This window comes from Oleiphilus sp. HI0117 (genome assembly GCF_001635235.1).
Genome location: NZ_LWGA01000200.1, coordinates 1 through 833, shown reverse-complemented (window position 1 = coordinate 833; position 833 = coordinate 1). Strand labels below are relative to the sequence as shown.

Genomic DNA, 833 nt, shown 5'->3' with positions numbered 1-833 from the left:
TGAAAACTTAGCAGGCGAGCCAAACGCTATCGTATTTTTGACTTGTGATATGACGGGTGTACTACCTCCAGTATCATTGTTGTCTAAAGAAGGTGCGGCTTACCACTTCTTAAGTGGTTACACGGCATTGGTTGGTTCTACAGAGATGGGTTCAGACTCTAAGTTGAAGTCTACGTTCTCTACCTGTTTCGGTGCACCTTTCTTCCCACGCCCAGCAGGCGTTTACGCTGAATTGTTAATGAAGCGTATGGAAGAGTTCGGTTCTAAGGTTTACTTGGTTAACACGGGCTGGACAGGCGGTGCTTACGGCACAGGCCAACGTTTCAGCATTCCGGTGACTCGTGCAATCATCAGCGCAATCCAGAGCGGCGCTTTGGCTGATGCTGAAACAGAGCACTTGGAAGCCTTGAATCTAGACGTTCCAACTTCATTGGAAGGTGTTGATGCTAAGTTGCTTAACCCACGTAATACTTGGGAAGATCCAGCAGCGTACGATGCAAAAGCAGCTGATTTGATCTCTCAGTTTGTTGAAAACTTCAAGAAGTTTGACGTATCTGATGCGATCGTTGATGCAGGTCCTAAGCAAGCTTAAATTAGCTTCCTTAAGACTAAAAACCCGGCGCTGAAAAGCTCCGGGTTTTTTTGTATCTAAATGAGTGCGATGCTCGAAACAGCTCCCATAGGCAGATTCTTAGAGAGTGGTGGAACCCTCTGCCTACAAAAAATAATCCCGTTGAAGTTCTTAAAAGTACCACTCATCTTCTTCATGTAATGACAAACTCTCAGCCCCGGATTGCAGCGCCGCCTGGTGTGCTTGAATCCGCGGTAAGATA

At 46.5% G+C, this 833-nt stretch carries 1 protein-coding gene; it reads left to right on the top strand.

Annotated elements, in window-relative coordinates; all coding sequences use genetic code 11:
* Positions 1–592 (top strand): phosphoenolpyruvate carboxykinase (ATP) (locus A3757_RS02575; protein ID WP_156506123.1); only part of this gene is annotated, 592 nt, incomplete at its 5' end.
* Positions 593–833: the final 241 nt, after the last annotated feature.